Raw genomic sequence first — 26,492 nt, 5'->3', positions numbered from 1 at the left:
TTCAAATGATCCGATTCGCGACACCTGGTTCAGTGCCCGTGACGATCGGTACCCGCACCGAGTTGCCCCATTCGATCCACGATCCGTCGTAATTGCGCACCGACCTGCGGCCGAGCAGGAATGTCAGGACGAACCAGGTGTGGCTGGACCGCTCGCCCACCCCGCTGTAGACGACCAGGTCGTCGGCGGGAAGCGTGCCGTAGACCTCGTCCAGGTCGGCGCGGGAGCGGAAGCGGCCGTCGATCGTGGCGGCCTCGGTCCACGGGATGTTCACCGCCGTCGGCACGTGCCCGCCGCGCAGGGCGGCGTACTCCTGGTTGCGCGGTTTGTCCTCGAGCTCGCCGGAGTACTCCTGCGCCGAGCGCACATCGACGAGGGGTTCGCCGAGTCTGGCGAGTACGTCCTCACGGAACGCGCGGGCGGTCGTGTCGTCGCGCGTGACCTCGGGGTAGTCGCTGGGCGTGGGGTAGGGCTGGTCGAATGTGGTGTCGCGTTCCTCGGAGATCCAGGCGTCGCGGCCGCCGTCGAGCAGGCGCACGTCCTCGTGGCCGAACAGGGTGAAGATCCAGGCGGTGTGCGCGGCCTGGGCGTTGCCGCGGTCGCCGTAGATCACGATCGTGTCGTCGCGCTCGATACCCTTGGCGCGCATCAGCTCGGTGAAGCGCTTGCCGTCGACATAATCGCGGGTCACCGGGTCGCTCAGGTCGCCGCGCCAGTCGATCTTGACCGCGCCTGGGACATGGCCGATGTCATAGAGCAGGATGTCATCGTTGGACTCGATGATTCGTAAACCACGCACGCCGATGTTTGCGGACAGCCATTCTGTGGTTACCAATCGATGCGGGACTGCGTAGGAACCGAAGGCGGGGTGCGGATCCGGGGCGACGGGCACGGTGTGGTCCTTCACGCGAGTTGGGTGGGTGCGACCACTGTGTGGTCGCAGCCGATGGTAAGTGTGTGGTGGCACATCACGAATCGACACAATGGGCGAATAAAGCGCACGGATGTCCGATAAAGTCTCTGGAGAGGAGGGGTGAGCTATGTCCGATTCTTGGCCGCGACGGCGACTGCTCGCGATCCTACGTGGCGCCACCGAGCCCCTCGATGCCCAGGAACTGGCCCGCATCACCGGACAGCACGTCACCACCGTCCGATTCCACCTCGACGTCCTCACCCGCGAATCGCTGGTTCGCCAGTTCCAGCAACCGCCACGCGGCCGCGGCCGCCCGCGCATCGGCTATCGCGCGGTGCAGCGCTCGGTGGGATATCAGGAGCTCGCGCAGGTACTGGCAGACCATCTCGGCCCCGATCCGATCGCCCGTTCCGCCGCCGCCGTGGCCGCTGGTCGCGCCTGGGGTGCCCGGATGGACATCGGCACCCAGCCGGTGGAAACCCTCGCCGACGCCAGGGACATCACCATGTCGCTGATGTCGGAGCTCGGGTTCGCACCCGAGAAGGAACCCGCCGGTGAGACCTCCGAGCACGTCCAGATCAACCTGACGGCCTGCCCGCTGCGGGAACTGGCCCGCTCACACGCCGAAGTGGTGTGCGGCGTGCACATGGGGCTCATGCGGGAGGTGCTCGAACGCAACGGCGCCCGCGGCCGGGTGGACGTGCAGCTGCACCCCTTCGTCGAGCCCGAGCTGTGTACGGCCCGGCTCGATCTGACGATGACCGCGCCCGACCGCACCCCGGCCATGGAGCCGGGGGATGAGCACGTGATCGCGCCGTCAGTCCCGCGGATCCCGCCACAGTTGCGTGACACCGACACCGACGTCTTCGAGCAGCCGGCGCAACAGCGGTAGTCCGATCCCGATGACGCTGGACGGATCGCCTTCGATCCGGTCGACGAACCAGCCGCCCAGCCCGTCCAGGGTGAACGCCCCCGCGACCTTCAGCGGCTCGCCCGACGCGATATAGGTATCGAGCTCATCCGGCGTCGGCTTCGCGAAATGCACCGTGGTACTGCTGCATTCGGCCGACTCGGCGACGATTTCGCCGTCGCGCAGCCGCAGCACGCAGTGCCCGGTGATCAGATCGGCGCTGCGGCCCGCCATCGTGGCCCAGCGCTCGCGCGCCACCTCCGGGGTGTGCGGTTTGCCTTGGAGCTGCCCGTCGACGAGCAGCATCGAATCGCAGCCGACGACGACACAGTCGGCACCGAATTCGGGAATCGACGCGGCAACGTCGGCCGCCTTGGCACGAGCCAGGGCGACGACGACATCGTGCGAGGAGGTACCGGCGGGCAGAGCCGCCGACACCGCGTCCTCGTCTACGCCCGAGACCCGCACCACGGGATCGATGCCCGCGGTGCGCAGGATCCCGAGCCGGGCAGGCGACGCCGACGCCAGCACCAGCCTGGTCACCGCAGCAGCGGCTCCGGTGACCGCCGCACCAGCTTCGGTCACCTCAGCGCAGGTGCGACAGCATCGGGTACACGTACGGCGAGAACGGGTTCGTGCCCCGATGCATCATCGTCGATGTGCCCCATGCGTCGGCCGGTCCGTTCGATCCGCCGACGGGTGCGTCGGCCGTCGCCGCGCTCAGGACGGCGACCAGAGCCGCGATGTCCTGATCGGTGGGCGAGCCCTTGAGAATGCGGAACAGTGGTTCGCCCGCGGCGTCGACGGTGGCCTGCGCCACCGTGCCCGCCGGCAGGTCGACCTCTTCGACGAGTGGTTCGACGACGAGCTCGAGCTCGGCGACTGTCAGCACGTCTTCTTCTGCCACAGTTGTCACAGTGCCAGATCCTTCCTGCACTTACTTCGCTTCACAGCGCGGTTGACGCGATCATTCCCGGTGTGGCCGCGCCGATCAATAGTTGTCTTCCACAGCAAGTGTGCGCGGCCTATCCGGGATATCGCGTTTTCAGAGCGGAATGTTGCCGTGTTTCTTCGGCGGCATGGTCACCATTTTGCGCTCGAGGAGCCGCAGCGCCGACACGATCTGGCCACGGGTGTGTGAGGGCGGGATGACCGCGTCCACGTAGCCGCGCTCGGCGGCGACGTACGGGTTCACGAGAGTGTCCTCGTACTCGTTCTGCAGCTCGAGGCGCAGCGCATCGACGTCGTCGCCGTTCTTGGCGGCTTCGAGCAGCTGCTTGCGGTAGACGAATCCGACAGCGCCGGAGGCGCCCATCACGGCGATCTGGGCGGTGGGCCATGCCAGGTTCACATCGGCGCCCATGTGCTTGGAACCCATGACGTCGTAGGCGCCGCCGTAGGCCTTGCGAGTGATGATCGTGATCTTGCCCACAGTTGCCTCGCCGTAGGCGTAGAGCAGCTTCGCACCGCGGCGGATGATGCCGTTGTATTCCTGGCCCGTGCCGGGCAGGAAGCCGGGCACGTCCACCAGGGTGATGATCGGGATGTTGAAGGCGTCGCAGGTGCGCACGAAGCGCGCGGCCTTCTCCGAGGCGTCGATGTCGAGGCAGCCGGCGAACTGGGTCGGCTGGTTGGCGACGATGCCGACGCTGCGCCCGTCCACCCGGCCGAAGCCGCAGATGATGTTCATCGCGCGCTCGGCCTGGACCTCGAGGAACTCGTCGTCGTCGAGCAGCCGACGGATGACCTCGTGCATGTCGTAGGGCTGGTTCGGCGAGTCCGGGATGATCGTGTCGAGCTCGATGTCCTCGTCGGTGAGGGCATCCTCGATCGCACCGTTGATCGGGTCGGTCGGAGCGTGGCGCGGCGCCTCTGCGCGGTTGTTGCTCGGCAGGTAGCTCAGCAGGTCCTTGACGTAGTCGAGGGCATCCTGCTCACCGGAGGCCACGTAGTGGGCCACACCGGACTTCACCATGTGGGTGTGCGCGCCACCCAGGTCCTCCATCGAGACCTCTTCACCGGTGACGGTCTTGATCACGTCGGGCCCGGTGACGAACATCTGCGAGGTCTGATCGACCATCACCACGAAGTCGGTGAGCGCGGGGGAGTACACGTGACCACCGGCGGCGGCGCCCATGATCAGCGAGATCTGCGGGATCACGCCGGAGGCCTGCACGTTGCGGTGGAAGATCTCGCCGTAGAGCCCGAGGGAGACGACACCCTCCTGGATGCGTGCGCCCGCGCCCTCGTTGATGCCGACCAGCGGACGGCCGGTCTTGATCGCCAGGTCCATCACCTTGACGATCTTCTCGCCGTAGACCTCGCCGAGCGAGCCACCGAACACGGTGACGTCCTGCGAGAAGATGCACACGTCGCGGCCGTCGATGGTGCCGTAGCCGGTGACGACGCCGTCACCGAGCGGGCGGTTGTGCTCCAGGCCGAAATTCACGCTGCGGTGCTTGGCGAGGGCATCGAGTTCGACGAAGGAGCCTTCGTCGACCAGGGCGAGGATGCGCTCACGCGCGGTCATCTTGCCCTTGGCGTGCACCTTGTCGACCGCGGTCTCACCCATCGGGTGTTGCGCTTCTTCCAGCCGATTCCGCAGATCAGCCAGCTTCCCGGCGGTGGTGTGGATATCGGGGGCGCCCGCCGATTCCGATGCGGGCTGCTGCTGGACACTCGTCATGGGTTGCGAGTGTAACGAGTGACACCTCCGCGCACCACGGCAGTCTCGCTTACCGGCCAGTAGAGAAACCCCAGCTAGCTATGGTCATGACCGTTCACAGAGAACTCCAGTAACCTGCCGGGAATGAACAGGGCACCCATCGATGTACGGGGTCTGCGCAGCTCGCCGGGCCTGTCGTTCTACGACCGGATCGATGTAGTCGAATCGACCGGATCGACCAACGCCGACCTGGTTGCTCGCGCCGCCGACCCGTCCGCCGATCGTCAGGCTCTGCTCGCCGAGGAACAGGTGAGCGGTCGCGGCAGACATGCCCGCGCGTGGGTGAGTCCGCCCCGCGCGCAGATCTCGCTGTCGATCCTGGTGCGCCTGCCCGGCATCGACCCCGCCGCGCTCGGCTGGTTGCCGTTGCTCACCGGCATCGCGGTGGTCGACGCGCTGCGCGGCACCGCCGGTGTCGCACCGGAATTGAAGTGGCCCAACGATGTTCTGCTCGACGGCCGCAAACTCGCGGGCATCCTGGCCGAGGTCGCCGCGACCGGCATCGCGCCCGCGGTGGTGGTCGGCATCGGGATGAACGTCGACCTCGCCGAATCGGAACTGCCTGTCGCCCATGCGACTTCGCTGAGCTTGGCCGGTGCGACCGACGTCGACCGCACCGCGCTGGTCGCGGCGATCCTGGCGGAGTTCTCGCGCCGCTTCACCGCGTGGGAGCGGTCGGGCTGGGACACCGTCGATCTGGTGGCCGAATACCGTGAGCGATGCGCCACCATCGGCATGGAAGTGCGTGCCGAACTGCCCGGCGGGACGGTGCTCACCGGGGTGGCGAGCGATGTCGACGACACCGGGCGGCTGCTCATCGGTGAGCGGGCGGTATCGGCCGGCGACGTTTCCCACCTGCGCGGACAGTACTGACGACGGGCCCGGAGCCGGGCCCGTCGCCGAGACGGATCAGTGTGCGGCCGCACCCGCGGTCGCGCGCTCGGCCACCTCGCGCTCGCGCGCCAGCAGCCGGTCGCGCTGCTCCTCGAACCGCAGCACATCCTTCTCCAGCTTGTCGATGAACAGCGCGAGTTCATCGCGCGCTGTCTCACCGCGCGCACCGAAGTCGTTGCGGTCGAAGACGTTCCACTGCTTGAGCACCGGCCGCACCACCTCGTCGAGGTGCTGGCGCAGGTCGTAGATGCCGTGCTTGGCCATCAGCACGCCGTTGCGCCGCCAGTTGGGCATGCCCGCCCCCGGCATCTGGAAATTGGTGAGCACCTTGGTGATCGCGGGCATCGCCTGGTCGGGGGCCAGGTCGAGCGCCGCCGCGCACAGGTTGCGGTAGAAGATCATGTGCAGGTTCTCGTCGGTGGCGACGCGGGCCAGCATCTTGTCGGCGATCGGGTCGTCGCACACCCGACCGGTATTGCGGTGGCTCACCCGGGTGGCCAGCTCCTGGAACGTCACATACGCGACGTTGACCAGGAATCCACCCCAGTTCGCCGGTGCGTGCGCGCCCTGGGTCATGTGGACCATCCGCGCTTCCTCCAGCGCCACCGGGTCGACGCCGCGGGTGACGACGAGGTAATCGCGGATCACGATGCCGTGGCGGTTCTCCTCGGCGGTCCAGCGGCCCACCCAGGTGCCCCACGCGCCGTCGAGGGAGAAGTTCTCGGCGATCTCGCGGTGGTAGGACGGCAGGTTGTCCTCGGTGAGCAGATTGGTGATCATCGCCGCCTTGGCGACATCGGTGAGCCTGGATTGTGATGGCTCCCAATCGCTTCCGCCCATCGCGGCGAAATTGCGGCCTTCCTCCCACGGCACGTAATCGTGCGGATTCCAGTCCTTGGCGATGGAAAGGTGCCGGTTGAGGTTCTGTTCGGCCACTGGTTCGAGGGCCGTGAGGATTTCGAGCTGAGTCAGATCTTCGGTCACGCGTGCCTCCACTGTCGGTATCGAGCAAGCAGATAAGGGCAAAACCTGGCATCTAGCGTGTAATCCACAGTATCGCCTCGGCCGTGGCATCGAGAAATGCGGTGCGACTGTCGCAGAACCCGACGTCCCAGCGCGGTACTGTTCGGTCATGGGTTACCCGGAGGATGTCCTCGCGCCCGACGAGCAGTTGATCCTGCACCGCCACCCACACTGGAAGATGTTGGTGTGGCCCATCGTCACTCTCATCGTCGTGACCGCGATCGCCGGATTCCTCGGCGGCCTGGCCTGGCGCAACACCACCGGTCACGTGCGCACGGTGTTGCTGATCCTGATCGGGCTGGCCTGGCTCGGGCTGGTCGCGTGGCGGGTCGTCGCGCGCGTGATCGCCTGGAAGTCGACGCATTTCATCGTCACCGGTCGGCGGGTGCTGGTGCGCCAGGGCGTGCTCACCCATACCGGCATCGATATCCCGCTCAGCCGGATCTCCAGTGTGCAGTTCCGCCACGGTCTGCTGGACCGGGCGCTCGGCACCGGCACCCTGATCATCGGCTCCTCCTCGGAGGAGCCGCTCGAGTACGACGACGTGCCCCAGGTCCAGCAGGTCCATTCGCTGCTCTACCACCAGGTCTTCGAGGCGGGACGGTCCGCCAACGAGCAGCACTGGGGCGGCGGCTACCGGTGAGCTGCCCGTCCTCGCTGATCAGAAACATTTAACCTGTGCAGATGACCGCTGTTCTGCTGGCCGAAGACGACGAGGCGATCGCCGCACCCCTGTCGCGTGCACTGGGGCGTGAGGGCTACACCGTCACCGTCGAACGCTTCGGCCCGGCGGTGTTGCGCCGCGCCCTCGAGGGCAACCACGACCTGCTGATCCTCGATCTGGGCCTGCCCGGCATGGACGGGCTGGAGGTGTGTCGGCAGGTGCGTGCGAGCGGGGCCGATCTGGCCGTGCTGATGCTCACCGCCCGCACCGACGAGGTCGACTTCGTCGTCGGCCTCGACGCGGGCGCCGACGACTACGTGGGCAAACCGTTCCGGCTGGCCGAACTCCTCGCCCGCGTGCGAGCCCTGTTGCGGCGCAGCGGAATCGGGGACGACGCGGTGGAGGTCGGCGCGATCCGGCTCGAACCCGCGGCGCGGCGGGTGCTGGTCAACGGGGCCGAGGTGAACCTGGCCAACAAGGAGTACGAGCTGCTCAAGGTCCTCATCGACCGGGCGGGCCAGGTGGTGGCGCGCGAGACCATCCTGCGCGAGGTCTGGGGCGACGCCGACCTGCGCGGCTCCAAGACGCTCGACATGCACATGTCCTGGTTGCGTCGCAAGATCGGCGACGAGGGCCCGATGGCGGAGCGCCGCATCGTCACCGTGCGCGGTGTGGGGTTCCGGCTCAATACCGACGGCCCCACCTCGCACCGAGGCTGACGCCGCAGTGCGCCGTCGCATCCTGCGCTCGATCCTGACCGTGCTGACCATCACCACGGTGGTGCTCGGCGTGCCGCTGATCTACACCGCGTGGCTGTGGGTCGAAGACATCACCCGCAACGATCTGCAGAGTCGCCTCGACCGGATCTCGACCGAGGTGATCGCCCAGGAACGGGTCGACGGGACCGTCCACGACGGTCTCGACGTGCGCGCCATGAGTGCGCTGGTCCCCGAGGGCGGCAAGCTCACCATCGTCTATCCGGCCCCGCACGACAATGCCGCGCGCACCGATATCGGCGTCGCGGAGGTGGCGGATCCGCTGGTCGAATCGCTGTCGATGGGCACGTCCGGTTCGCTGCGGCTCGAGGTGCCCGCCGGGCCGATGCATTCCCGGCAGGAGCAGGCGGTCGCCGCGGTGGCGCTGGCCGTGCTCGCCTCGCTGGGTGCGGCGTTCTCGGTCGCGGTGGTGACCGCGCGCCGCGTCGCCGACCCGCTGCGCGATGTGGCCGCCAGGGCGGCCCGGCTGGCGATGGGTGACTTCCGGCCCGATCCGCGCCGCCACGGCATCGCCGAACTGGACCGGGTCTCCGATGTGCTCGATTCGGCGACCGTCGAGATCGCCGGCCGCCTGCAACGCGAGCACGCGCTGGTGGCCGACGTTTCCCACCAGCTACGCAGCCGCCTGACCGCCGTTCGCCTGCGCCTGGACGAGTTGTCCACCCACGCCGACCCCGAGGTGGTGCACGAGGCCGAGGAGGCGATGGCACAGGTCGACCGGCTCACCGACGCCATCGACGACCTGGTCCGCGCCTCCCGCGACGAAGACGCCACCGACCGCGATCCGGTGCCGGTGATGGCGGAACTGCGCGGTGTGGTCACCGAGTGGACCCACCCGTTCCACGAGACCGGGCGCGAACTGCTGCTGCTCGGCGACGAGTCCCTACAGGCCCCGATCACCGGTTCGCGGCTGCGCGAGGCGGTCGCGGTGCTGGTCGACAATGCCCTGATGCACGGCGGCGGCACCTGCACGATCTCGGTGCGCACGGTCCCGACGATGAGCTCTCGCGACCCGCTGATCTGCGTGGAGGTGTCCGACGAGGGCGAGGGTGTGCGCGACGAACTGGCGCCGCACATCTTCGATCGTGGGTTCTCCGCGGGCGGGTCGACCGGTGTCGGTCTCGCGCTGGCCCGCGCGCTGGTCGAGGCCGACGGCGGCCGGCTCGAGCTGCAGCGGCGCCGTCCGGCCCTGTTCGCGGTGTTCCTGGGTTCCAAGCTCAACCGCCCGCAGAACGCGACCCTGACCGAGCCGCGCTGACTCAGGCTCGGCCGAGGTGCTCTTCTTCGACCAGTTCCTCGAACTCGGCCACGATCTCGTCGATCTCGTCGGGGAACACCCAGCGCCGCATCGCCCAGAAACGGAACGCCATCTGCAGCAGGTTGCCGATGATGAACGCGCTGAAGAAATCGGCCACGTTCGCGACGACGAAGCTCACATGGGGTTCGCGGAGATCGAGCCCGTAGATCGAGATCCACAGCGGGATATTGGCCAGGACCACCCCGATCCCGCTCACCGCGAAGAACAGCAGCGCCTCGTGATGCTTCTCCCGGCCGCCCCGATTCTTGAACGACCATTCTCGGTTGAGGATGTAGGAAGCGATCACCGCCACCACGCCCGAGATGATCTTGGCGGTGAGCGGCTTGTCGGCGAGAATCGTCCATTTCAGGAGGTAGTACAGGCCGCTGTCGATCACGAACGTCGTGGCGCCGACGAGGGCGAATTTGATCAGCTCTTTATGCCTGATCGCGATTTCTCGCAGGCGCGGGGGAAGGACGCTGACCACGTCGTCGACGATTGACACGAGTTCTGAGTGTACCGGTCGCAAACATTCGCATTCGACATGACAACATTGCACGACGTGAGTGCACGTTCATTCGATCCGTCAGCCATGCCCACCGTCACGATGGTCGGTGGGGGTCAGCTCGCGCGTATGACGCACCAGGCCGCGGTAGCCCTGGGCCAGCGTCTACGGGTGCTCGCCGAGCGGCCGGACGACCCCGCCGCCCAGGTCACCCCCGACGTCGTGCTCGGCAGCCACGACGACCTGTCCGCGCTGCGAAAGGCAGCGCGCGGTTCGCACGCGCTCACCTTCGATCACGAGCACGTGCCGACCGAGCACCTCGACGTGCTGGTCGCCGAGGGCGTGAACGTGGCGCCGCCGCCGCAGGCGCTGATCTTCGCCCAGGACAAGCTGGCCATGCGCACGAAGCTGTCCGCGCTGGGTCTGCCGGTTCCGGCGTTCGTCGAGGTCGCCGCGCCCGCGGACGCGGTGGCCTTCGGTGACGAGCACGGCTGGCCGTTCGTGCTGAAGGCCGTGCGCGGCGGGTACGACGGTCGTGGCGTGTGGATGCCCGCCGACGCGGCCGAGGCCACCCGGTTGGTCACCGACCAGCTCGCGCACGATGTGCAGTTGCTGGCCGAGTCGAAGGTCTCGTTGAAGCGGGAGCTGTCGGCGATGGTCGCGCGGTCGCCGTTCGGGCAGGCCGCGACCTGGCCGGTCGTGGAGACCGTGCAGCGCAACGGGCAGTGCGCCGTGGTGATCGCCCCCGCCCAGGATCTGGACGAGGACCTCGCCGCGCGCGCCGAGACCATGGCGCTGGAGCTCGCCGCTGGTCTGGGTGTGGTGGGCGTCATGGCCGTCGAGCTGTTCGAGACCCACGACGGCGAGCTCCTGGTGAACGAGCTCGCGATGCGCCCGCACAACTCGGGCCACTGGGGTATGGACGGTGCCTGCACCGGCCAGTTCGAGCAGCACCTGCGCGCGGTCCTGGACTACCCGCTCGGTGATACGACGCCGCTCGCCCCGGTGACGGTGATGGCGAACATCCTCGGTGCGGCCGAGGCTCCCGAGATGTCGATGGACGAGCGCCTGCACCACCTGTTCGCCCGCCTGCCCGAGGCCAAGGTGCACCTCTACGGCAAGGGCGAACGGCCCGACCGCAAGATCGGTCACCTCAACGTCCTCGGTGACGACGCCGTCGAGGTCCGGGAAAAGGCCGAGCGGGCGGCGCACTGGATGTCGCACGCCGTCTGGACCGACGGCTGGGACCCGCACGGCGCGTGACACCACTTCTGCCACCACAGTTTTCGACCCCTAAGGAACCCACGTGAGCACCAACGGACCCCAGGTCGGCCTGATCATGGGCAGCGACTCCGACTGGCCCACCATGGAAGCCGCCGCCGAGGCCCTCGCCGAATTCGGCATCCGCTTCGAAGTAGGCGTCGTCTCCGCCCACCGCACCCCCCAGCGCATGCTCGACTACGCCCGTGAGGCCGCGGGCCGCGGCCTGAAGGTGATCATCGCGGGCGCGGGCGGCGCCGCCCACCTCCCCGGCATGGTCGCCTCGGCCACCCCCCTGCCCGTCATCGGTGTCCCCGTCCCCCTCAAATACCTCGACGGCATGGACTCCCTGCTCTCCATCGTGCAAATGCCCGCAGGCGTCCCGGTAGCCACCGTCTCTATCGGCGGCGCCCGCAACGCAGGCCTGCTCGCCGCCCGCATCCTCGGCACCTCCGACGACTCCCTGCGCACCCGCATGGAACAGTTCCAGGCCGGCCTCGAGAAAATGGTCCTCGACAAAGACGAAGCCCTGCGCACCAAGCTCCTGGGCTGACGAGGTTCGTCGACGTCGGGTGAGGCGCTTGCGGAGCAGTGACTACGGTTGACGTCCGTGGCACACGATGATGCGGCGCAGTTTCGGCTTACGGTGGTTGATCAGGCGTTGCGGTTGTTCGCCGAGCGGGGGTACGAGGCGACGACGGTGGATGAGATCGCGGTGGCGGCGGGGATCTCGCGGCGGACCTTCTTTCGGCAGTTCCGGTCCAAAGAGGATGTGATCTTCGCTGATCACGAGTTCCAGCTGGCCTCGGCGCAGGAATTCCTGGAAGGGGTCGACGGGGATCCGTGGGAAGCGGTGTGCGAGGCCGTGATCGGGGTGTTCGAGCGGTTCACGCAGTGGCGCGACATCGCGGCGCGGCGGTATCAGGTGGTGCGGCGGGTGCCCGCGTTGCGCGAGCGCGAGATCGTGACGGTGTTCCGGTACGAGCGGCTGTTCACCGAGTTCCTGCGCGGCCGGTTGCCGGAGGTGCCCGATCTGGTCCGGGTGCAGTACACGGCCGCCGTCACCGCCACGCACAACTACTTGCTGCGGCGGATGGTGCGCGGCGAATCGGGGGCGGCGGTCGCCGATCTGCGCACTGAACTGGCCATGATCCCGCGCGGGCGCAGGGCGCCGAGCGAGTCCGACGACCTGGTGCTCGCCGTGTTCCCCCGCGACATGCCGCCACGCAAGGTGGCCGATCTGCTCACCGCGCGCCTCGGTAACCTGTGAGCGCCACCCCGAGCCGAAGCGCTCAGCGGTGACACTGAGTGCCACCCATATATCCGCATGTAGCGATAGAGTGTCGCGCGTATAATCCTCAGTAGATTGGCACTGCGTGCCGACGCCACACGCGCTGTGAGACCGCAGCGATCACGACCACGACCAGGAGTGTGCCCCCGATGGCTGGTAACCCCGACTTCGATCTGTTCAAGCTCGAGGACTTCCACGACGAGCTGCGCGGCGCCATCCGCGGCCTCGCCGAGAAGGAAATCGCTCCTTACGCCAAGGACGTCGACGGCAACGCCCGCTTCCCGGAGGAGGCGCTCACCGCGCTGAACGCCGCGGGCTTCAACGCCGTGCACGTGCCGGAGGCCTACGGCGGCCAGGGTGCCGACTCGGTCGCCACTTGTATCGTGATCGAGGAAGTCGCCCGCGTCTGTGGCTCGTCCTCGCTGATCCCCGCCGTGAACAAGCTCGGCACCATGGGCCTGATCCTCAACGGCTCCGAAGAGCTCAAGACCAAGGTCCTGGCCGACATCGTCAACGGCGAGATGGCTTCCTACGCGCTGTCCGAGCGTGAGGCCGGTTCCGACGCCGCCGCGATGCGCACCCGCGCCAAGGCCGACGGCGACGACTGGATCCTCAACGGCTCCAAGTGCTGGATCACCAACGGCGGCAAGTCCTCCTGGTACACCGTGATGGCGGTGACCGACGCCGACAAGGGTGCCAACGGCATCTCCTCGTTCCTGGTCCACAAGGACGACGAGGGCTTCGTGGTCGGCCCGCTCGAGCACAAGCTGGGCATCAAGGGTTCGCCCACCGCCGAGCTGTACTTCGAGAACTGCCGCATCCCCGGCGACCGCATCGTCGGCGAGCCCGGCACCGGTTTCAAGACCGCGCTGCAGACCCTCGACCACACCCGCCCGACCATCGGTGCGCAGGCTGTCGGCCTGGCCCAGGGCGCGCTCGACGCCGCGATCGCCTACACCAAGGATCGCAAGCAGTTCGGCAAGACCATCGCCAGCTTCCAGAACACCGAGTTCATGCTGGCCGACATGGCCATGAAGATCGAGGCCGCCCGCCTGATGGTCTACACCTCGGCCGCCCGCGCCGAGCGTGGCGAGAAGAACCTCGGCTTCATCTCCGCCGCCGCCAAGTGCTTCGCCTCGGACGTGGCCATGGAGGTCACCACCAACGCCGTCCAGCTCTTCGGTGGCGCCGGCTACACCACCGACTTCCCGGTCGAGCGCATGATGCGCGACGCGAAGATCACCCAGATCTACGAGGGCACCAACCAGATCCAGCGTCTGGTGATGGCTCGTAACCTGCTCAAGGGCTGATTCCCCGCACCGACCGGGTGTTCCACATCGCCTACTCTTCCTCGTACAGGCCGTTTGCGAGGAGTAGGCCGGAGCACCCGGTCGATTGCTGTGTGGGCACGCGGATTCGGGCCGCCGGCAGACGGCGTACGTATGTTGGGACGATGACTGTTGATGCACCTGGCGCACGCCCGAAGGCTGCCGTAGCCGTCCAGGATCAGGACGTCGCACTAGCCGCGATCACCGGCGTGTTCGGAACTCTCGAAGCTGCACTCGCGGCAAAAGACGCAGACGCCTTCGACAGTGTCTTCACCGCCGATGTGGCTTTCATCAATCCGGCGGGCTCTGTCTTTCTGAGCTGGGATGAACTGCATGCCTATCACCGGACCGCACTGCGGAACAGCCCTGACGCCGAAGCGAATTACACGATTCTCGCCGTGCGCTTCCTTTCCGGTGGGCACGCGATCGTCACTGTCGAGCAGACGCTACGCACCCCGAGTTTCTCGGTAACCAACCGCGGCACATGGGTTTTCACCGAACACAACGACACCTGGTGGGTCAGTTCGGTACACAACACGAATGTGGCGGGCAGTGCCGGATAGCTGTTACGGGACGAGGTCGGCGTATTCGGGATGTTCGGCGATGTATTTTTCGACGTACCAGCAGGTGGGGATGATCTGGTAGCCGTGTTCGCGGGAGTCGTCGAGCCCGTATTTCACGACTTCGGCCGCTACTCCTCGGCCGCGGAACTCCGGAAACGTCATGGTGTGGTGGAAGTCGCGAACCCTGGGGTCTTCGCGTTCGGCGTAGTCGGCGTATCCCGCGAGGACATCGTCGTGGTAGATCTCGTAACGGGTGTCGGCGACGTTGTGCTCGAGCCTGGTGGTCATGCCTCGGATGCTAACCCGGTCAGAGGACCGCGCCGGGGTTGAGGATGCCTTCGGGGTCGAGTGCGTCCTTGATGCGGCGGGTCAGGGCCATGACGTCGGGGCCGACCTGGTCGGGCAGCCAGGCCTTTTTCAAGCGGCCGACGCCGTGTTCGCCGGTGATGGTGCCGCCGAGGGCGATGGCCAGGTCCATGATCTCGCCGAAGGCGCGGTGGGCGCGTGCGGTGTTGTCGGGGTCGGTGGGGTCGTGCACGATCAGCGGGTGGGTGTTGCCGTCGCCCGCGTGCGCGATGAGCGAGACGAGCACGTCGTTGCGTTCGCCGATGGCGGTGACGCCGGCGATCAGGTCGCCGAGCCGGGGCAACGGCACGCCGACGTCTTCGAGCAGCAACGGCCCGATCTTCTCCACGGCGGGAATCGCGAATCGTCGTGCGGCGGTGAAGGCCTCACCTTCGGTGGCATCGGCGGTATGGAAAACCTCCGTCGCGCCGGCCTTCTCGCACAGGCCCACCATCACTTGCGCTTCGTGCGCGGCGAATTCGCCGGGGGCGTCGGAGCGGGCGACCAGCAGCGCGGCGGCGGTGCGGTCCAACCCCATCCGCATCTCGTCCTCGACGGCGTTGATCGCGACGGTGTCCATGAATTCGAGCATGGCGGGGCGCAGGGTCGAGGTGATCGCCAGGATCGCGTCGGTCGCCGCGGTGAGCGAGCCGAAACTGGCCACGACGGTCGACTGCGGAGGCTGTGCGGGCAGCAGGCGCAGGGTGAGTTCGGTGATCACGCCGAGCGTGCCCTCGCTCCCGACGAACAGTTTCGTCAGCGACAACCCGGCCGAGTCCTTGAGTCGCGGCCCGCCGAGCCGCACCACGGTCCCGTCGGCCAGCACCACTTCCATGCCGAGCACATAGTCGGTGGTCACGCCGTACTTCACACAGCACAGCCCGCCCGCGTTGGTCGCCGCGTTGCCGCCGATCGAGCAGATCTCGAACGAGGACGGGTCCGGCGGATACCACAGCCCCTCCGCGGCGACAGCCCGCTTCACCTCGGCGTTGAGCAGTCCGGGTTGCGCCACCGCGATCCGGGTCACCGCGTCGACGTTGATCTCCCGCATCAGCTCGGTGCTGAGCACGATTCCGCCGTCCACCGCGGTCGCCCCACCGGACAGGCCGGTCCCGGCCCCCCGCGGCACCACCGGGACCTTGTTCGCGTGCGCCCACCGCAGCGTGGCGGCGACATCGGCGGTACCGCGCGCCCGCACCACCGCCAGCGGCGTGCCGGCGTCGGGATCGCGCGCCCAGTCCTGTCGGTAGCCCGCCAGCAGATCGGGGTCGATGACGACCGCCCCGTCCGGCAACGCCGAAATCAACGAATCGAGGTCACCGCTGCGCTCGTCCACCTGTTCACGCTAACCCGCGCACCCCGTCCGTCGCGGGCAGTTCGTCCTGGTCGATCCCGCACCGGGCGCGCACGTGAACCACGCCGGGGCAGAAGAATGCCTGGTGATCGACCGGATGTGATGTGGGTCCGAACAAGGAAATCCGCGCATCGATGTGATCTGGCGCGCCCCGTTGGTATATACGCCGTCCAATCCGTCACAATGCCCTGACAGGGTGTGTTCGACGGTGAATCGCCTCGCCGCCCAGCGTGTTTCGAGTTCTGCTCCACGGGTGCGCGCCGCGCGCATCGATCATGCGACGTTGTTGCGCCGCACCGCTTTTCGTAGGGAGGACTGGCGATGATGAAGGAACCGCAGGACCGCGGCGAGCTGGTGGGTGCTCTGCTGGCCGCGGAGTTCGCCGACGCGGGCATCGACACCGAGGTGATGCGTCGTGTGCACACCGGCGCACATCACGAATGGCTGTCCGCGTTGGAGTCGACCGGGATGTTCGATGTCCGTGCGCTGGCCGAGATCGCCGCACGCTGGGCGGCCGACCCCGCGTTGCTGCGCGACGCTCTCCTCGCCGAGGCCGATGAGCTCACCCGCCGCCGCTGCCTCGCCGCGTGGGCCTCGTTCGATACTCGCCCGATCGCGGCGGTCAGCCGCTAGCCGCTCGGCCCACCCGTTTGCCGGTTGCTCACCCTGGCTTCATCTGCCGCTGGCAGGCTGGCCGCGTGCAGCATCAGGCGAGTGTCACCGAATCGGTGGCCGACCGGTTCACCCGTTGGTGTGCGGCGGTCGTCGCCCGGCTGCCGTGGGGGCTCGACCGGTATGTGCCCGCGACGTTCCTCGGCTTCGCGCTGATCAACAGCTTCACCTTCGGTGTCGACCTGCTGTTGCTCACACTGCTGCACGGCGGTTTCGGCTTGCCCGTCTGGCTGTCGATCACCCTCGCCTACATCGTGGCGTTCGGGCTGAGCTTCCTGCTCAATCGCACCTTCAACTTCCACTCCCACGCGCCGATGGGCAAGCAAGCCGCGGTGTATGTGGTGGTGGTCGTGGTGAACTACCTGGCGTTCATCCTCGGCGTCGGCTCGGGTCTCACCGCGCTCGGCCTGGAGTATCACCTGGCCAGGTTGCTTGCGGGCGGTTGTGAGGCCGTGTACATGTACTGCGCGATGCGCTGGCTCGTCTTCCGCCGTCGGTCGGCGGTGACGGCGACGACCGCCGCGTGATCGCGCGTCGGTGTGCCGGCGGCGTCAACCCCGGAGCACCTCGGTGCGATCGCCGTCGACGAGGACGACGTCGTCGTCGGTGAGCGCCCAGTGCGGGATGCCCTGGGCGACGCAGTGGGCCAGCATCGCGGCGGAGTCGCCATCCGGGTCGGTGGGGGAGTCCAGGTGGACGATCAGGCGACGATCGACCACACCCAGTCCGTCCCACCGTGGTTCGATGCCGGTGGTGGGTAGTACCTCGGCGGGGTCGTCCATGGTTTCCAGCCCGTGCAGGTCGGGTCCGAGCAGGCACGCGCCCGCGCTGTAGCCCGCGTAGACCAGCGCGTCCTCGCGCAACAACGCGGGCAGCACGGAATCGGCGCCACTGCGGGCGAATTGGGCGCGCAGCACGAACGTGTTGCCGCCGCGCACCCAGACCATCGGGAACCCGCGCAGGTGCCGTTCCAGCCGCTCCGGTTGCCCGGCGTACTCGCGCAGATCCAGCACGTCCGGCGAATAGCCCTGTTGCTCCAGCGGTTTCACATCACTCGTCACCGCCGCCGACCAGGCATCGGGCCACGCGTCACACGCGTTCGGAATCACCGCGACGCGTCCCGGCGCGCCGACGAGCCCGACGAGCCGATCGGCGAAACCGCCGAATCTGTACGACGCCAGGAAGAGTCGCATCAGATAGTGAACGCCAGATTCTGTACGAGCCGCTCACCGAGCGCGGTATCACCCTCGACGACGACTTCGCCGGGGTGCCGGTCGGCGGTGGTGCGCCCGCCGCGCAGTCGCGCGAAAAGCCCGGAGTCCACGCGGATCACGGTGGTCGGCTCTTCGGAAACCTCGTCGAGAACCGTTCCGCGCCCACCGGCGACCGACAGGTGTACCTGCCGGGTCACCGGACCGGTCAGGTCCAGCGTGATCAGCGAACCATCCGGCGCCTTGGCGCCTTTCACCACCGCACGGCCGAGACCGAGGGTCAGTTCGGCGAACGCGGCCTCGGCCCGCGCGCCACCCTCGGGCACGCTGCGCCCGATCCCGTCGGCGAGGTCGTGTTCGTGCATCCAGCAATCGAACAGCCGCACCCGCATGAACCGCCCGTAGGGGACCTGCCCCACCGGTGAGACGGTCGGCGCCTGCCAGGCGTCGTCGTCCATGGCGGCCAGTGCCGCCCGGCGACGTTCGGTGGTCTCGTCGAACAGCGCGAGCAGCCGTTTGCCGGAGAGTGGGCGCAACCGGTCGACCCAGATCTCGTTGAGCACGGCCACTTCGTTGCGCACATGCGGCAGGGTTCGCACGTCGGTCTTGGGACGCAGGGGATCGTGCGGCGGCGGTGTCTCGCCGAGTAACCACGACTCGGTGCCGATCACGTGCGCGACCACGTCGAACAGGGTCCAGCCGGGCAGCGGAGACGTTCGGCGCCAAGCCTTTTCGTCGAGGTCGGTGACCAGCAGCGCGATGGCTTCCCACTGCTCGGCGAGCAGGTCGGTGAGTTGTTCGCGCCCCGGCGTCTCGATCATCCCTGTGCTCCTTCTGCTTCGCTCTGGTCGAGCGCGGTGAGGCCGGCGCGGATCGCCGCTGCGGTCGAATTCGGTTCGTGCGGGCGACGCAAGAGGAAACCCTTGGCGAAGGTGAGTTTGTCACCGTGCTTGCGTGGGACCACGTGCAGGTGGACGTGGCCGACGGTCTGGAACGCGGCGGTGCCGTCGTTGAGGATGAGGTTGGCACCGTCGCTCGCGAGCCCGCTCAGGCGCAGGGCACGGGCCAGACGGTGGCCGGTGCGGAAGATCCGGGCGCCGAGGTCGGGGTCGAGATCGTCGAGTTCGGTCGCGTGGACCTTGGGAACGATCAGGGTATGGCCACGGGTGATGGGACGGATGTCGAGGAACGCGCAGACCGCGTCATCGGAGTAGACCATGGTTGCCGGTGCGGCACCCGCCACGATCCGACAGAAGGCGCAGTCGTTCACGGCCTCGACCCTACGGTGTGATCTGGGTCGCGCAACAGCCCGAACCGGTCGCTACCATGACGCGCATCACGTCTCGCCGGATACGCGGGTGCCCGGCCTCGAGCCGGACGTCGAGGTAAGTAACCGACGTGGATGTGCGCTCTTGCATGTCCCCACCTGCGGTGACGAATCTCGGTGTGGGCACCGGCCGGTGTCCGCCGGGCCGGGAGCTGGTTGTCACTGCTGACGAGGGCCGCGGTGTCCGTTTTGTGGTCGTCAGTCCAGTTCTCCGTTGTGACGGGCATCTCCGCTAGGCTCACCGCGAGCCGAGTACAGTTGCCAGGATTTCAGTCGAACTTACTCACAGGTAACTTCGGCGCCCCGTTGTTCCCAGGCTCGAAGCCAGCACGAAAAGGAAGTCTGACTAGTGGAGACAACGCAAAACGTGGGCGAGGGTTCGCCGCGCGGAGCGCGTGTCGGAGTCGTTCGCGAGTCCGGCCCGGGTGAGCGGCGAGTCGCATTGGTGCCCAAGATCATCCCCGCCCTGTCCAAGCAGGGTGTCGAGGTGATCGTGGAAGCCGGTGCCGGCCTCGGCGCTCTCATTCCCGACGCTGCCTATGTAGAGGCAGGCGCGACCATCGGTGACCCCTGGTCGGCCGAGGTCGTCGTCAAGGTCGCCCCGCCCAGTGATGCCGAGGTGGGCAAGCTGTCCTCCGGGCAGACCCTGATCGGTTTCCTGGCGCCGCGCAATGCCGAGAATCAGATCGGCGCGCTGCGCTCCGCCGGTGTGCAGGCGTTCGCCGTCGAGGCGATTCCGCGTATCTCGCGCGCCCAGGTGATGGATGCCCTGTCCTCGCAGGCGAACGTGGCCGGGTACAAGGCCGTGCTGCTCGCCGCGTCGGAGTCGACCCGGTTCTTCCCGATGCTCACCACCGCCGCGGGCACCGTGAAGCCGGCCACCGTGCTGGTGCTCGGTGTCGGCGTCGCCGGTCTGCAGGCGCTGGCCACGGCCAAGCGTCTGGGCGGGCGGACCACCGGTTACGACGTGCGTCCCGAGGTCGCCGATCAGGTGCGCTCGGTCGGTGCGCAGTGGCTGGATCTGGGGATCGACGCCGCCGGTGAGGGTGGGTACGCCCGCGAACTCACCGACGAGGAGAAGGCTCAGCAGCAGCAGGCGCTCGAAGATGCCATCAAGGGCTTCGACGTCGTGATCACCACCGCGCTGGTGCCGGGTCGCCCCGCACCCCGCCTGGTCACCGCGGCCGCTGTCGAGGGCATGAAGCCCGGCAGCGTGATCGTCGACCTGGCCGGGGAGACCGGTGGCAACTGTGAGCTCACCGAGCCCGGCGAGGTCGTGGTCAAGCACGAGGTGACCATCGCCTCGCCGCTGAACCTGCCCGCCACGATGCCCGAGCACGCTTCCGAGCTGTACTCGAAGAACATTTCGGCGCTGCTGGAACTGATGCTGGTCGACGGCAAGCTCGCCCCCGACTTCGAAGATCAGGTGCTGGCGGATTCCTGCGTCACCCGTGAGGTGGAAGCCTGATGTACACCGAACTGCTCGCCAATATCGCGATCCTCGTGCTGTCCGGCTTCGTCGGCTTCGCGGTGATCTCGAAGGTGCCCAACACCCTGCACACCCCGCTGATGTCGGGCACCAACGCCATTCACGGCATCGTCGTGCTCGGTGCGCTGGTGACCCTGGGCAATGTGAAGGACCCCTCGCTGCTCGTACAGGTGATCCTGTTCGTCGCGGTGGTGTTCGGAACACTGAACGTCATCGGTGGCTTCGTGGTCACCGACCGCATGCTCGGCATGTTCAAGGGTAAGAAGAAGGCGGCCGAGTGATGCACGCAGTCGACAACATGACCTACCTGGTCAACGGCCTCTACATCGTGGCCTTCTCCATGTTCATCTACGGCCTGATGGGCCTGACCGGCCCGAAGACCGCGGTGCGCGGCAACCAGATCGCGGCTGTCGGTATGGGTATCGCGGTGGTCGCCACCTTGATCTCGGTCCGGCACGCGGCCCTGCTCAACTGGATTCTCATCGCCGCCGGCCTGATCGTCGGTGTGGCACTGGGTGTTCCGCCCGCCATCCGCACCAAGATGACCGAGATGCCGCAGCTGGTCGCGGCGTTCAACGGTGTCGGTGGTGGCACGGTCGCGTTGATCGCGTGGGCCGAATTCGTCGACAGCGCGGGCTTTTCGCAGCTGCACGAGGAACCGACCATCCACATCATCATCGGTTCGCTGTTCGCCGCGGTGATCGGCTCGATCTCCTTCTGGGGCTCGATCATCGCCTTCGCCAAGCTGCAGGAACTCCTGTCCGGCAAGCCGATCAGCGTCGGTCGCCTGCAGCAGCCGCTGAACCTGATCCTGCTCGTCGGCGCGATCGTGTGCGCCGTCGTGATCGGCCTCGGCGCCGACAACGGTGGCGTCTCGCAGCTGTGGATGATCGGCCTGCTCGTGCTCGCCGGTGTGCTCGGCCTGATGGTCGTGCTGCCCATCGGCGGTGCGGACATGCCGGTCGTGATCTCGCTGCTCAACGCTCTCACCGGTCTGTCGGCCGCGGCCGCGGGTCTGGCGCTGAACAACACGGCGATGATCGTCGCGGGCATGATCGTCGGCGCCTCGGGCACCATCCTCACCAACCTGATGGCCAAGGCCATGAACCGCTCCATCCCCGCGATCGTGGCCGGTGGCTTCGGTGGCGGCGGCGCGGTCGCGGGTTCGGGTGACGGTGAGGCCAAGACGGCGAAGGCCACCTCCGCCGCCGACGCCGCGATCCAGATGGCCTACGCCAACCAGGTGATCGTGGTCCCGGGCTACGGCATGGCCGTGGCCCAGGCCCAGCACGCGGTCAAGGAGATGGCGCTGCTGCTCGAGGGCAAGGGTGTCGAGGTCAAGTACGCGATCCACCCGGTCGCCGGTCGCATGCCCGGTCACATGAACGTGCTGCTGGCCGAGGCCGAGGTGTCCTACGACGCGATGAAGGAAATGGACGACATCAACGGTGAGTTCAACCGTACCGATGTGGTCCTGGTCATCGGCGCCAACGATGTCACCAACCCGGCGGCCCGCGACGACAAGTCGAGCCCGATCTACGGCATGCCGGTACTCAATGTCGACCAGGCCAAGAGCGTCATCGTGCTCAAGCGCTCGATGAACTCCGGCTTCGCCGGTATCGACAACCCGCTGTTCTACGCCGACCACACCTCGATGCTGTTCGGTGATGCGAAGAAGTCCGTCGGTGCGGTCACCGAGGAACTGAAAGCGCTGTAAGACAGCCGAAGACAACCGCAAGAGGCTCCGCTGTTCGCGCCGAACAGCGGAGCCTCTTGTCGTTGTGCCGACTCCACGACTCGCAATCAGACGGTCATGTCTGTGGCCGGCGGGTGTGGGTATGCCGCAGCTGAGGCATGCCGACAACGGGAGGAGTTCGATCTCGTGGAGGAGATATTACGGCCGATCATCGTGCTGCTCGCTACGGCGGCGATCACGGTGTCGGTGGGTTTGCTGGTAGAGCGTGTGCTGCGCTACGCGGCGCGCCGCAGTCCCAGCGTCCATCTGCCATCGCTGCGGCGACTGCAACTGCCGCTGCAGATTCTGCTCGGGACGGTCACCTTGCACGCGGTCTATCCGCTCGCCGAGCTCGACCTGCGCCAGGACGTGGTGATCCGGAGCTTCCTGGCGACGGCGGCCATCATCGCTGCGGTGTGGTTGGTCATCCGGGCCACCGATGTGGTGGCCGAAAGCCTGCTGGGCCGCTATGCCCAACGCGCCAGCGAGGTTTCGCGCGTGCGCCAGTTGCGCACCCAGCTCGGACTGGTGCGTCGCATCGTCACTTCGGTGCTGGTGGTCACCACCGCCGCGGTGGCCATCCTGCTGCTGTTCCCGAGTCTGCGGACCCTCGGCACGTCGATGCTGGCCTCGGCGGGCGTGATCGGCATCATCGTGGGTGTCGCCGCCCAGTCGACGTTGAGCAATCTCATGGCCGGGTTGCAGATCGCCTTCGGCGACTCGGTCAAGATCGGCGATACCGTTGTCGTGGAAGGGGAGTGGGGAACTGTCGAGGAGATCACCCTGGCCTTCCTGACCGTGCGGATCTGGGACGACCGCAGGCTCACCATGCCGGTGTCCTACTTCAACAGCCAGCCCTACGAGAACTGGTCGCGGGGCGGCTCGCAGGTCACCGGCACAGTGCTGCTGCACCTCGACCACAGCACCCCGGTACCCGCGCTGCGCGAGCACCTGCACACCTACCTGCGCGAGTGCCGGGAATGGGACGGGCGCAACTGGAATCTGCTGGTAACCGACAGCACGCCGACCGACATCGTCGTCCGTGCGACGATGTCGGCCGCCGATGCCGACGACGCGTGGACCCTGCGCTGCGCGGTCCGTGAGGAGCTGCTCACCTGGATCGGGCGCCACCATGCCCACGCGTTTCCCAAGATCCCGACTTCGATCACCCACTCCGCCGAGCAGGCAGGTGATCGCGTCGACAACCAGACGGTGCTGGCCACCGAGCCCTGGGCTTCGTCGGCGCGCTAGATCAGCAGGCCGCCGACGGCTGTCTCACTGGAAGCGCTGCGCCAACAGGTCGAGGGTCGCCATGGCAACCCGGTAGTCCGGCCGCTTGCTGTCCGCGGGCAGCTCGTAGACCTGACTCTTCTGGAAGGCAGGCAGTATCGCGAGCGCTGGATCTGCCTTCAGCTGGGCGATATCGCGGCCGTTGTCGACCGAGATCACGAACAGCACCGGAGCGTCGACGACAGTGCTCAGTAGTTCGGGGCTGAAGGTCACCCAGTCGGCTGCCGCGGGCCGGGGCGGGTTGCCCGCCTTCGCTTCGATCTTGTCGTCGATGGTGAATCCGACCTCGGCGAGCAGTGTGGCCAGCGGGGTGTTGGGGGCCAGCAGGATGGGCTTGCCGTCCGATTGGGACTGCATCACGGCTGTCGCGCCCTGTGGCAGCTTCATGCCGGACTTCACCTTCGCGACCTTGTCGTTGTAGGTGGTGATCATGCTGTCCACCTTGTCGGGGCGGTTCACGATGTGGGCCACCGACTTCAACTGGTCCTGCCAGTTGGCGGCGTCGGAGGGTACGAGCGCGGTGGGCGCGACGGCCGTGAGCTTGTCGTAGTTCTTGATCGACTGCATGCCGGGGTATCCGGGCCCGCCGCCGATGATCAGGTCCGGCCGCTGGGCGGCGATGAACTCCAGGTTCAGGTCGTCACCGGAGGGCACTGCCTCGGTGCCCTGTTCCGCGGCATCCGCCGCCCAGGACGGGGGGAACTCGCCGGGCTTCAGCGTGATGCCCAGAATGCGCGGATCCGCGGCTTTCACCTTGGCATCCAGGTCGAAGAGGTATCCGGCGAGAGCGCCGTTGAGGACCACGATGCGCTGCGGGTCGGCGGGCACGGTGACGAGGCCCTTGGCGGTTTCCACCTGGCGAGTGCCGGTGCCGGCGGCCTGGTCGGCAGTGGAGCTGCCACAGCCCGCTGCCGTCGCGGCCACCGCGACGATCAGGAGCGCGACGGCGGCACGCATGCGCGCCGTCATTCGATGAACTGACATGAACGGTGTTCCTTCTTCTTTGGGGCAGGTTCATTGGTGACTCGGCGGGCAAAAGGCCCTGCCGTTCATCGCAACGGCAGGGCCCTTGGTCGGTACCGATCAGGCGGATCGGCGTTCGGTGGATTCCACGTTCGTGGTGTCGAGCTGACGGATCAGCTCGTCGGTGCTGGTGACGGCACCGCAACGGCGAGCGACGTAGTTCAGCGCCATGATGTGTTCGTCGCGGCTGAAGTCGGCGGTGGCATCGTGGACGAGGAAGGGGCGCACGTCGCCCATGAACGCCTCCGCGGCACTGAGCATGCAGCCCATGTGGGTGTAGACGCCGGTGATGAGGAGCTGATCGCGACCGTAGTAGCCGAGTAGCTCACGCAGATCGGTGCGCTGGAAGGCGGAGTAGCGCCACTTGGTGACCTGGATGTCCTGTGGGTCGGGGGCGATGGCGTTGATCACCTCGGTATCGGCGCCCTCGGACATGCCGGTGCCCCAGAAGTCGGCGAGTATCCCGCGCCGTGACGGATGCTGGTCGCCGGGTTGCATCGTGTAGATGACCGGGATGTCGAACCGGTGGCAGTGATCGCGCAGGGTGGCGATGTTGGCGATGAGAGTGCGCGCGGGATCGCGGTAGAGGTCGTAGGCGTCGAGGAAGTACTGCTGCATGTCGTGGATCAGCAGTGCGCTGCGGCCGGCCTCGGCGGTCCAGTCGACCTGGTCGGCGGTGAACTCGTCCGCGGTCGGCATGGGATAGGGCGCGATCGGGGGAATGGGCATGGGGGAGTCTCCGTTGAGCGTTGGGTCGGCGGGGTCAGCCGACGGTGACGGGCAGGTCGGCGATACCGAGCGGCCCGAGGATGCGCTGGAATTTGCCGGTGGTCTCGGCCAATTCGGCGGCAGGGTCGGAGGCGGCGACGATCCCGCCGCCCGCGTGCGCGAGCAGGGTGGTGCCGTCGGCGGACAGCTCGGCACAGCGGATGCTCACCATCCACTCACCGTTGCCGTCGGCGTCGCACCAGCCGACCGCACCGGCGTAGAAGCCGCGTTCGCCCTCGAGTTCGGCGATCACGCGGGCGGCCGCCGCGGTGGGCGTGCCGCAGATCGCGGGCGTCGGGTGCAGTGCTACTGCCAACTCCAGCGCCGACGGTCCGGCGAGCGGGACTGTCGCGGTGATCGGCGTGCCCAGATGCCACATCGCCGGTGTGGCCGTGAGTTCCGGTGCGGGAGTCTGTACTTCGGCGCACCGGTCACGCAGCACGGCGGAAACCTGGTCGGTCACGAAGCGGTGCTCGGCATGGTCTTTGGTGGAGGCGAGCAGTGCGTCGGCGGCGGTGCGGTCGGCGCCGCTGTCGTCGAGGATTCGCCGGGCCGAGCCTGCCAGCGGGTGGCTCAGGATCTGACTTCCGTTGCGGCGAACCAGGATCTCGGGGCTGGAGCCGACCAGGTGTCGGCCGGGATAGCGTCCGCCCGCGGCGGAGAGGTCGACCAGGAACCCGTTGGACATCGGGTCCGAGGCGACCATCAGGTCCAGGATATCCAGTGCTCGAACAGGTGTCGTCGTCCGAGCGCGAACAGCGCGGGCCAGCACCACCTTTCGCAACGGATGCGCGGGATTACCGAGCAGTTCGACTGCGGTGGCGACGCGCTGGCGGTGTTCCTCCGGCGCGGGCAGCGCGGCATCGAGTTCGAAGCGGGGCAGCGCCCGCGAACCGGGTTGGTGCGGCGCCTCGGTGATCGTCACCGAATCCGGCGCCCACAGCGCGGTCGGAGCGCCGGGGGTGAACGGTAGCGCGCCGACGATGTGGCTGATCCGGCCGCTGCGCAGCGCGGTGATCGCGTCGTGTGCCGAGCGGAAGACGGTCCCGCCCGCGGTGGCGGACACGGTCCGCTGCGGACGGGACAGCAGGAAAGCGGGGTCTGAGCTGTCGGTACTGATGGTGATCAT

The 26,492-nt window shown here is 67.5% G+C and carries 30 protein-coding genes; 16 read left to right on the top strand and 14 right to left on the bottom strand.

Translation table 11 applies throughout. From position 1 onward, the window contains the following. Position 1: 1 nt before the first annotated feature. The gene (locus tag ACWGCN_RS22700) at positions 2-892 is read right to left on the bottom strand and encodes a sulfurtransferase (protein WP_379314442.1); all 891 of its coding nucleotides are present in this window, start codon (positions 890-892) and stop codon (positions 2-4) included. A 148-nt stretch (positions 893-1,040) separates the two neighbouring features. Here ACWGCN_RS22700 and ACWGCN_RS22695 point away from each other — a divergent pair, with 148 nt between their 5' ends. Continuing rightward, positions 1,041-1,805, top strand: coding sequence for a helix-turn-helix transcriptional regulator (locus ACWGCN_RS22695; protein WP_379314440.1), 765 nt, complete (start codon positions 1,041-1,043; stop codon positions 1,803-1,805). Here ACWGCN_RS22695 and ACWGCN_RS22690 read toward each other — a convergent pair. The 3 genes from ACWGCN_RS22690 to ACWGCN_RS22680 form a co-directional block, all read right to left on the bottom strand. After that, positions 1,731-2,366, bottom strand: coding sequence for a nucleoside triphosphate pyrophosphatase (locus ACWGCN_RS22690; protein WP_378662369.1), 636 nt, complete (start codon positions 2,364-2,366; stop codon positions 1,731-1,733). The genes ACWGCN_RS22695 and ACWGCN_RS22690 overlap by 75 nt on opposite strands. Before the next feature lie 43 nt (positions 2,367-2,409). After that, positions 2,410-2,739 (bottom strand): acyl-CoA carboxylase epsilon subunit, encoded by a 330-nt coding sequence (locus ACWGCN_RS22685; RefSeq protein ID WP_378995411.1) that lies wholly within the window; start codon positions 2,737-2,739, stop codon positions 2,410-2,412. A gap of 129 nt (positions 2,740-2,868) precedes the next feature. Further along, positions 2,869-4,509: an acyl-CoA carboxylase subunit beta gene (locus ACWGCN_RS22680; RefSeq protein WP_378995413.1), complete on the bottom strand. Its 1,641-nt coding sequence runs from the start codon at positions 4,507-4,509 to the stop codon at positions 2,869-2,871. 123 nt (positions 4,510-4,632) lie between these two features. On the opposite strand from ACWGCN_RS22680, the gene ACWGCN_RS22675 reads away from it, so the two are divergent. After that, positions 4,633-5,421, top strand: a complete 789-nt coding sequence (locus tag ACWGCN_RS22675; RefSeq protein ID WP_452458654.1) for a biotin--[acetyl-CoA-carboxylase] ligase — start codon at positions 4,633-4,635, stop codon at positions 5,419-5,421. Positions 5,422-5,457: 36 nt separating this feature from the next. On the opposite strand, the gene ACWGCN_RS22670 is transcribed toward ACWGCN_RS22675, so the two are convergent. Next, positions 5,458-6,426: an acyl-ACP desaturase gene (locus ACWGCN_RS22670; RefSeq protein WP_378995419.1), complete on the bottom strand. Its 969-nt coding sequence runs from the start codon at positions 6,424-6,426 to the stop codon at positions 5,458-5,460. 148 nt (positions 6,427-6,574) lie between these two features. On the opposite strand from ACWGCN_RS22670, the gene ACWGCN_RS22665 reads away from it, so the two are divergent. Genes ACWGCN_RS22665 through ACWGCN_RS22655 form a run of 3 tightly spaced genes read left to right on the top strand, consistent with a single transcriptional unit; the run spans position 6,575 to position 9,163 of the window. Continuing rightward, positions 6,575-7,108 carry a PH domain-containing protein gene (locus ACWGCN_RS22665; protein WP_378635591.1) on the top strand — a complete coding sequence of 178 codons (534 nt, stop codon included), beginning with the start codon at positions 6,575-6,577 and terminating at the stop codon, positions 7,106-7,108. 41 nt (positions 7,109-7,149) lie between these two features. After that, on the top strand, positions 7,150-7,848 hold the full coding sequence (locus ACWGCN_RS22660; RefSeq protein WP_056818039.1) for a response regulator transcription factor: 699 nt from the start codon (positions 7,150-7,152) through the stop codon (positions 7,846-7,848). A gap of 7 nt (positions 7,849-7,855) precedes the next feature. Then, complete coding sequence (locus ACWGCN_RS22655; protein ID WP_378995421.1) at positions 7,856-9,163, top strand: sensor histidine kinase; 1,308 nt, start codon at positions 7,856-7,858, stop codon at positions 9,161-9,163. A gap of 1 nt (position 9,164) precedes the next feature. Here the strand turns inward: ACWGCN_RS22655 and ACWGCN_RS22650 are convergent, their stop codons facing one another. Then, complete coding sequence (locus tag ACWGCN_RS22650) at positions 9,165-9,707, bottom strand: GtrA family protein (protein WP_378995423.1); 543 nt, start codon at positions 9,705-9,707, stop codon at positions 9,165-9,167. A gap of 39 nt (positions 9,708-9,746) precedes the next feature. Here ACWGCN_RS22650 and ACWGCN_RS22645 point away from each other — a divergent pair, with 39 nt between their 5' ends. The 5 genes from ACWGCN_RS22645 to ACWGCN_RS22625 all read left to right on the top strand — a co-directional run bounded on the left by ACWGCN_RS22645 (position 9,747) and on the right by ACWGCN_RS22625 (position 14,149). Further along, the gene (locus ACWGCN_RS22645; protein WP_452458653.1) at positions 9,747-10,970 is read left to right on the top strand and encodes a 5-(carboxyamino)imidazole ribonucleotide synthase; all 1,224 of its coding nucleotides are present in this window, start codon (positions 9,747-9,749) and stop codon (positions 10,968-10,970) included. Positions 10,971-11,013: 43 nt separating this feature from the next. Beyond that, positions 11,014-11,520 carry a 5-(carboxyamino)imidazole ribonucleotide mutase gene (gene purE, locus ACWGCN_RS22640; RefSeq protein ID WP_378635602.1) on the top strand — a complete coding sequence of 169 codons (507 nt, stop codon included), beginning with the start codon at positions 11,014-11,016 and terminating at the stop codon, positions 11,518-11,520. A gap of 57 nt (positions 11,521-11,577) precedes the next feature. Next, positions 11,578-12,237, top strand: a complete 660-nt coding sequence (locus tag ACWGCN_RS22635) for a TetR family transcriptional regulator (RefSeq protein ID WP_387448033.1) — start codon at positions 11,578-11,580, stop codon at positions 12,235-12,237. A 170-nt stretch (positions 12,238-12,407) separates the two neighbouring features. Continuing rightward, positions 12,408-13,568, top strand: a complete 1,161-nt coding sequence (locus ACWGCN_RS22630; protein ID WP_067447997.1) for an acyl-CoA dehydrogenase — start codon at positions 12,408-12,410, stop codon at positions 13,566-13,568. Between the two features lie 92 nt (positions 13,569-13,660). After that, positions 13,661-14,149, top strand: coding sequence for an SgcJ/EcaC family oxidoreductase (locus tag ACWGCN_RS22625; protein ID WP_452529094.1), 489 nt, complete (start codon positions 13,661-13,663; stop codon positions 14,147-14,149). Positions 14,150-14,152: 3 nt separating this feature from the next. On the opposite strand, the gene ACWGCN_RS22620 is transcribed toward ACWGCN_RS22625, so the two are convergent. Both ACWGCN_RS22620 and ACWGCN_RS22615 read right to left on the bottom strand, forming a co-directional pair. Beyond that, on the bottom strand, positions 14,153-14,437 hold the full coding sequence (locus ACWGCN_RS22620; protein ID WP_378995434.1) for a GNAT family N-acetyltransferase: 285 nt from the start codon (positions 14,435-14,437) through the stop codon (positions 14,153-14,155). Between the two features lie 19 nt (positions 14,438-14,456). Further along, entirely contained in the window at positions 14,457-15,830 is a 1,374-nt protein-coding gene (locus tag ACWGCN_RS22615; RefSeq protein WP_452458651.1) for an FAD-binding oxidoreductase, read from the bottom strand. 339 nt (positions 15,831-16,169) lie between these two features. On the opposite strand from ACWGCN_RS22615, the gene ACWGCN_RS22610 reads away from it, so the two are divergent. Next, the gene (locus ACWGCN_RS22610; protein WP_378995438.1) at positions 16,170-16,481 is read left to right on the top strand and encodes a hypothetical protein; all 312 of its coding nucleotides are present in this window, start codon (positions 16,170-16,172) and stop codon (positions 16,479-16,481) included. A gap of 65 nt (positions 16,482-16,546) precedes the next feature. Beyond that, positions 16,547-17,047: a GtrA family protein gene (locus ACWGCN_RS22605; RefSeq protein ID WP_378995440.1), complete on the top strand. Its 501-nt coding sequence runs from the start codon at positions 16,547-16,549 to the stop codon at positions 17,045-17,047. A gap of 24 nt (positions 17,048-17,071) precedes the next feature. On the opposite strand, the gene ACWGCN_RS22600 is transcribed toward ACWGCN_RS22605, so the two are convergent. Genes ACWGCN_RS22600 through ACWGCN_RS22590 form a run of 3 tightly spaced genes read right to left on the bottom strand, consistent with a single transcriptional unit; the run spans position 17,072 to position 19,001 of the window. After that, positions 17,072-17,713 carry a Type 1 glutamine amidotransferase-like domain-containing protein gene (locus ACWGCN_RS22600; protein WP_452458650.1) on the bottom strand — a complete coding sequence of 214 codons (642 nt, stop codon included), beginning with the start codon at positions 17,711-17,713 and terminating at the stop codon, positions 17,072-17,074. Further along, entirely contained in the window at positions 17,713-18,552 is an 840-nt protein-coding gene (locus ACWGCN_RS22595; protein WP_452458649.1) for a maleylpyruvate isomerase N-terminal domain-containing protein, read from the bottom strand. Before ACWGCN_RS22595 ends, ACWGCN_RS22600 begins: the two co-directional genes overlap by 1 nt. Continuing rightward, positions 18,549-19,001: an HIT family protein gene (locus ACWGCN_RS22590; RefSeq protein ID WP_378995446.1), complete on the bottom strand. Its 453-nt coding sequence runs from the start codon at positions 18,999-19,001 to the stop codon at positions 18,549-18,551. The genes ACWGCN_RS22595 and ACWGCN_RS22590 overlap by 4 nt, the downstream gene beginning before the upstream one ends. A gap of 406 nt (positions 19,002-19,407) precedes the next feature. Between ACWGCN_RS22590 and ACWGCN_RS22585 the strand changes: the two genes are divergently transcribed. The 4 genes from ACWGCN_RS22585 to ACWGCN_RS22570 all read left to right on the top strand — a co-directional run bounded on the left by ACWGCN_RS22585 (position 19,408) and on the right by ACWGCN_RS22570 (position 23,533). Then, complete coding sequence (locus tag ACWGCN_RS22585) at positions 19,408-20,526, top strand: Re/Si-specific NAD(P)(+) transhydrogenase subunit alpha (RefSeq protein ID WP_378995448.1); 1,119 nt, start codon at positions 19,408-19,410, stop codon at positions 20,524-20,526. Beyond that, a complete protein-coding gene (locus ACWGCN_RS22580) occupies positions 20,526-20,828 on the top strand; it encodes an NAD(P) transhydrogenase subunit alpha (protein WP_056818017.1) in 303 nt (100 codons plus the stop codon). The genes ACWGCN_RS22585 and ACWGCN_RS22580 overlap by 1 nt, the downstream gene beginning before the upstream one ends. A 17-nt stretch (positions 20,829-20,845) precedes the next feature. After that, positions 20,846-22,264, top strand: coding sequence for an NAD(P)(+) transhydrogenase (Re/Si-specific) subunit beta (locus ACWGCN_RS22575; protein ID WP_452453810.1), 1,419 nt, complete (start codon positions 20,846-20,848; stop codon positions 22,262-22,264). A 165-nt stretch (positions 22,265-22,429) separates the two neighbouring features. After that, entirely contained in the window at positions 22,430-23,533 is a 1,104-nt protein-coding gene (locus ACWGCN_RS22570; protein ID WP_452458648.1) for a mechanosensitive ion channel family protein, read from the top strand. Positions 23,534-23,557: 24 nt separating this feature from the next. Here the strand turns inward: ACWGCN_RS22570 and ACWGCN_RS22565 are convergent, their stop codons facing one another. From ACWGCN_RS22565 to ACWGCN_RS22555, 3 genes are all read right to left on the bottom strand, one after another. Next, entirely contained in the window at positions 23,558-24,556 is a 999-nt protein-coding gene (locus ACWGCN_RS22565; RefSeq protein ID WP_378995452.1) for an ABC transporter substrate-binding protein, read from the bottom strand. Between the two features lie 99 nt (positions 24,557-24,655). After that, positions 24,656-25,324, bottom strand: a complete 669-nt coding sequence (locus ACWGCN_RS22560; protein WP_378995455.1) for an isochorismatase family protein — start codon at positions 25,322-25,324, stop codon at positions 24,656-24,658. Positions 25,325-25,358: 34 nt separating this feature from the next. Continuing rightward, a complete protein-coding gene (locus ACWGCN_RS22555; protein WP_452458647.1) occupies positions 25,359-26,492 on the bottom strand; it encodes an isochorismate synthase in 1,134 nt (377 codons plus the stop codon).

Source organism: Nocardia sp. NPDC055050 (assembly GCF_053608345.1).
The sequence above is the reverse complement of the archived record's forward strand: the minus strand, read 5'-3'. Positions and strand labels throughout refer to the sequence as shown.